Below are 4,228 nucleotides of genomic sequence, written 5' to 3' on the forward strand. Positions count from 1 at the left end.
GGAAGCTAAGCCTCACAGCGCCGATGGTACTGCAGGGGGGACCCTGTGGGAGAGTAGGACGCCGCCGAACAATTCTTCAGAAAAGCCCCTGATCCCTTTTGGATCAGGGGCTTTTCGCATTTCTGCTTCGCGCTCAGTTGTCGTCGTCGTCCTGCGGCTGGGTGTCGTCGGTCTTCGGCTGCCCCTGGGCCTGGGCCGGCGTGGCCTCAGCGGTCGGGGCCCCGGACGGCGTCGCCCCGGCCGGTGCCCCGGGCGCCGCCGGTACCGCGGATGCCGACGGGTCCCCTGACGCGGCCGCGGCCGGGGATTCGGCCGGGGTCGCCTGGGCCGTCGGCACGGCCGCCGTTCCCCAGGACGGGCGGTCGAGCCACTTGTCCGCGCTGTTGGTGAGCCGGGCGACGCCCGTACCGTCCGGGCGCATGCTGTAGAGGTCCGCGCCGGAGCCGGCGGGCGCCTGGGCGAAGACGATGGACTTGCCGTCGGGCGCGTAGCTGGCCGAGCCGTAGAAGGCGGTGGAGGGCGCGGGGGTGAGCGCGCCGATGGCGGTGCCGTCGGGGTGGACGGTGTAGATGCCGCCGCCGGGGGCGTTGTCGGGGCCGGCCGGGTAGGTGGTGAAGAGGATCTGGGTGCCGTCGGGCGACCAGGCCGCGCGGTCGCCGGCGCGCAGTTCCCAGGGGGTGAGCTGGCGCAGGCCGGTGCCGTCCGCGCCGACGACGTAGATGGCGCGGCTGTTGGCGGGCTGTGCGGTGGCGCTGGTGCGGTACTCGAAGGTGAGCTGCTTGCCGTCCGGGGACCAGCTGGGATTGCTGATGGCACCGGAGTAGGGCTTGTCGTTGGTGAGGAAGGTGAGCCGCTGGACGCTGGTGCCGTCGGGGCTCATCAGGTAGAGGTCCGAGTACTGGACCTGGTTGTTGTGGGCTTGGTCCAGGGCGCCCCAGGAGCGGCTGAAGGCGAGCTGCTTGCCGTCCGGGGAGAAGGCGGGGGCGCGTTCGTCCTCGTTGGCGCAGTCGGCGGTGGCACTGCCGCTGTCGCAGAGCTGGCTGATCTGGTGGGCGTTGTCGCCGCCGGCGGAGACCGTCCAGAGGCGGGCCGCGCCGGTCCGGGGGTCGGTGCGGTCGAAGGCGATGGCAGTGCCGTCGGGGGACCAGTCGGGGCGGTCGTCGCGGGCGCGCTCGGGCGGCTGGGTGATCTGGTGCTGGCCGGTGCCGTCGGGGCCGAGGGTGACGATGGCGCTGGTGGCGCGGGCGGCGTCGGTGTAGGCGCGGCTGACGATCAGTCCGTTGTGGGCCTCGGCGTTCGCGGCGCCGACGACGCCGGGGGTCGCGGACGGGCTGGGGTCCGGTGCGGCGGTGGGTGATTCCGGGCGGATCTCGGAGAGCGGGATGTCGCCGGGTTCGGCCCCGCACCCGGTGAGCAGGGTGCCCACAAGCAGGAGGCCCGCACCGGCGGTTGCGCGGGTGCGGGCCTTGCTGCTGGTGGGGGACTGCCGTGTGCCGGTGATCCGTGTCATCTCCGTCTTCGACCTTTCCGACCGCTCCGACGTGTGCCCGACTCCGATGTGGGAGGGACGCAGGACGAATCCAGGAGGAAGGCCCCTGGAAGGAGCTGTCACTGTGTCAGACGGGGTGTGTCGGCGGCCGGGGCGACACGCGACGGATCGCATTCACTCGGTCACACGGAGTAGACGGGGTGGATGGGGTGCGGCGGGGTGGGTCAGTCCCGGGCGGCGCGGCGCTCGGCCTTGGCGACGGCCTCCGCCTCGTCCTCGGCCTCGGCGACCTCCAGCGTGGGTGCGGTGCCGCCGAGCTGGGCGGGCAGCCACCAGGAGTCGTCCGGGCCGGACGGCTTGCCGGGGTACTCGCGCTGGGCCCGGTCGAGCATCTCGCTCATGGCGGCGCGCAGCTTTCTGGTGACCATGACGGGCTTGTCGCCCGGCTCCAGGTGAATCGGTTCGCCAATCATGATCGTCACCGGGACGTGGCGCTTGGTGAGGGTCTTGGGGCGGCCCTTGGTCCAGAGTTGCTGGGTGCCCCAGAGGATGACGGGCAGCAGCGGGGTGCCGGAGTCGGCGGCCATCCGGGCGGCGCCGGTCTTGAACTTCTTCAGCATGAACGAGCGGCTGATGGTCGCCTCGGGGAAGACCCCGACGACCTCGCCGGCCCGCAGGGCCCGGACGGCGGCCTCGTAGGCGGGCTGGCCGTCGGTGCGGTCGACCGGGATGTGCTTCATGCCGCGCATCAGCGGGCCGGAGATGCTGTGCCGGAAGACGTCGTCCTTGGCCATGAAGCGGGTCTTGCGCTTCCCGCCGCGGTAGGCGCCGAGGCCGGCGAAGAGGAAGTCCAGGTAGCTGATGTGGTTGCTGACCAGCACCGCTCCACCCCTGGCGGGGATGTGCTCGGCGCCGACGATCTTGATCCGCACGTCGAGCGCACGGAAGGCGGTGAGTGCGGCGCCGATCACCGGCGGGTAGACGAACTCTGCCACGGTCAGTCCTGACTTCCACGGGCCGGGGCCCGGTACGACGGGTACCCGAGCCGTGCGTGGGAGCCGACCGGAGCACGGCACGCCGCGGCGGTCACGGGTGATACACGGAGATGATCCCCCGAACGAGTGCCTGCTGTCACCTGAGCCGTGGGGTCAAGCGAATATTCACGGTGTGATGTCCGTGATGAACCCGGGGCGGAACTTTTCCGTTGCCCGGCCCACGGCGACCCGTCGGAGCTCAGGCCCCGGCGCCGAGCCGGCCCTGGGCGCGGCGGACGATCGGGTAGATCTCGCAGCCCAGGCAGTAGCCGAAGGTGGCGTTCAGGAAGGCCGCGGCCAGGGCGAAGGCGCCGGCCAGCAGGCCGAGCCAGATGACCCCGGTGAAGTAGCCGAGTGCGGCCACGGTGGCGAACACCGCCCCGCCGCCCTGGGTGAAGCGCAGCGGGCGCTCGTCCGCGGTCGCGGTGGGCGGCGTCAGGCGGGGTGCGACGAAGGTGTGGAACAGCCAGCCGTACGGGGACAGTCGGGGGCCGCCGGCCGCGCCGAGTACGAACACCACGGCCTGGGCGGCCAGCAGCAGGCCGCTGCCGGTGATCAGGGCGGCGGCCAGCACCAGGGTGGTGAGCGCGGCGGCGAAGCGGTGACCGCGGGGGTCGGTCTGCAAGGGGGCTCCGGGAGGGTCGCGACGGACGGCTGTGGTGGGGCGCGTCAGCGACAGCGGGCGGTGGCGGCCAGCTCCAGGTCGACGACGCGACGGACGGTCAGCAGCGGCGGGGAGGGGCGGTCGGAGTCCACCCGCCGATCGTACGGGGCCGGTGTCGGCAGGTCGACCACCCTTTCGGTGCTCGGCTGTGCTGTCGCAGACTGGAGGGATGACCGGACTGGTGGTGTGCCTCGTCGTGCTGGCGGCGGCGACCGTGTTCGGGCTGTTGAGGGCTGGGCGCGACGGGAGGCTGAGGGTGCGCACCAAGGACGGGACGGTACGGCTGTCGGAGGCGGAGCTGGGCGGACCGCTCGGTGAGCGGGCGACGCTGGTGCAGTTCTCCACCGCTTTCTGCCAACCGTGCCGGGCGACCCGGCGGGTGCTGGCCGAGGTGGCGGAGATGGTCGAGGGGGTCGCGCACGTCGAGCTGGACGCCGAGGCCCAGCTGGAGCTGGTCCGCCGGCTGGAGGTGCTGCGGACGCCGACCGTCCTGGTGCTGGACGCGGCGGGCCGGGTGGTGCGCCGGGCGGCGGGGATGCCGCGGAAGGCGGACGTGATCGCGGCGCTCGGCCGGGCGGTGTGATCCGTGGGTGCGGCTGAGGGGTGACGGGGCAGCGGTGAAACAGCTGACGGATGAGGGATAACAGCTGACAGCGAACAGATGATGAAATCTGTTCGCTGTCAGCTGTTATCTGTTTGCCGTCGGTTCGCGCCGCCCCGCGAGGTGGACCCGGCCTCCGGCTGGGGCAGGATGGGCGCAAGCGGCGGCGCGCGCCCTCCGCCCTAAGCTACTGGCCAGTAGTGACCACTGGACTACCGGCGAGTATGCTGCCAGGAAGTTCCGGACCGGCACGGGAAACTCGCTGCCCGGAGCGGGTGCGTGGCGTGTTCGCACCCGCTTGCACGTCGCAGCCGCCGGACGAGACCAGTACAGGAGACAAGGCCGTGAGCTTGAGGATCGTCGTCTGTGTGAAGTACGTGCCGGACGCGACGGGTGACCGTCGTTTCGCGGACGACCACACCACTGACCGGGAGGGTGTG

The 4,228-nt window shown here is 71.9% G+C and carries 5 protein-coding genes, 1 rRNA gene and 1 pseudogene; 3 read left to right on the forward strand and 4 right to left on the reverse strand.

The annotated features are described in order from the left end of the window. A 5S ribosomal RNA gene (gene rrf / locus ACZ47G_RS39540) occupies window positions 1-70 on the forward strand; the annotation flags it as partial. Between the two features lie 63 nt (window positions 71-133). Here rrf and ACZ47G_RS39545 read toward each other — a convergent pair. The 4 genes from ACZ47G_RS39545 to ACZ47G_RS39560 form a co-directional block, all read right to left on the reverse strand. Further along, complete coding sequence (locus ACZ47G_RS39545) at window positions 134-1,510, reverse strand: TolB family protein (protein ID WP_465751356.1); 1,377 nt, start codon at window positions 1,508-1,510, stop codon at window positions 134-136. A 203-nt stretch (window positions 1,511-1,713) separates the two neighbouring features. Next, entirely contained in the window at window positions 1,714-2,484 is a 771-nt protein-coding gene (locus ACZ47G_RS39550; RefSeq protein ID WP_465751358.1) for a lysophospholipid acyltransferase family protein, read from the reverse strand. A 238-nt stretch (window positions 2,485-2,722) separates the two neighbouring features. After that, window positions 2,723-3,148 carry a DUF4395 domain-containing protein gene (locus tag ACZ47G_RS39555; protein ID WP_465751360.1) on the reverse strand — a complete coding sequence of 142 codons (426 nt, stop codon included), beginning with the start codon at window positions 3,146-3,148 and terminating at the stop codon, window positions 2,723-2,725. Window positions 3,149-3,192: 44 nt separating this feature from the next. After that, window positions 3,193-3,318 carry a hypothetical protein gene (locus ACZ47G_RS39560; RefSeq protein ID WP_465751362.1) on the reverse strand — a complete coding sequence of 42 codons (126 nt, stop codon included), beginning with the start codon at window positions 3,316-3,318 and terminating at the stop codon, window positions 3,193-3,195. Between the two features lie 38 nt (window positions 3,319-3,356). Between ACZ47G_RS39560 and ACZ47G_RS39565 the strand changes: the two genes are divergently transcribed. Then, window positions 3,357-3,770 carry a thioredoxin family protein gene (locus ACZ47G_RS39565; RefSeq protein WP_465751364.1) on the forward strand — a complete coding sequence of 138 codons (414 nt, stop codon included), beginning with the start codon at window positions 3,357-3,359 and terminating at the stop codon, window positions 3,768-3,770. 362 nt (window positions 3,771-4,132) lie between these two features. Continuing rightward, window positions 4,133-4,228: pseudogene (locus tag ACZ47G_RS39570) on the forward strand (electron transfer flavoprotein subunit beta); the annotation flags it as partial.

It is taken from the genome of Kitasatospora sp. NPDC030952, assembly GCF_055571335.1.

What these genes read in the sequence shown, in the direction of transcription:
- ACZ47G_RS39545 (WP_465751356.1), bottom strand. Translation starts at nt 1,510, where the DNA reads ATGACACGGATCACCGGCACACGGCAGTCCCCCACCAGCAGCAAGGCC.
- ACZ47G_RS39565 (WP_465751364.1), top strand. Translation starts at nt 3,357, where the DNA reads ATGACCGGACTGGTGGTGTGCCTCGTCGTGCTGGCGGCGGCGACCGTG.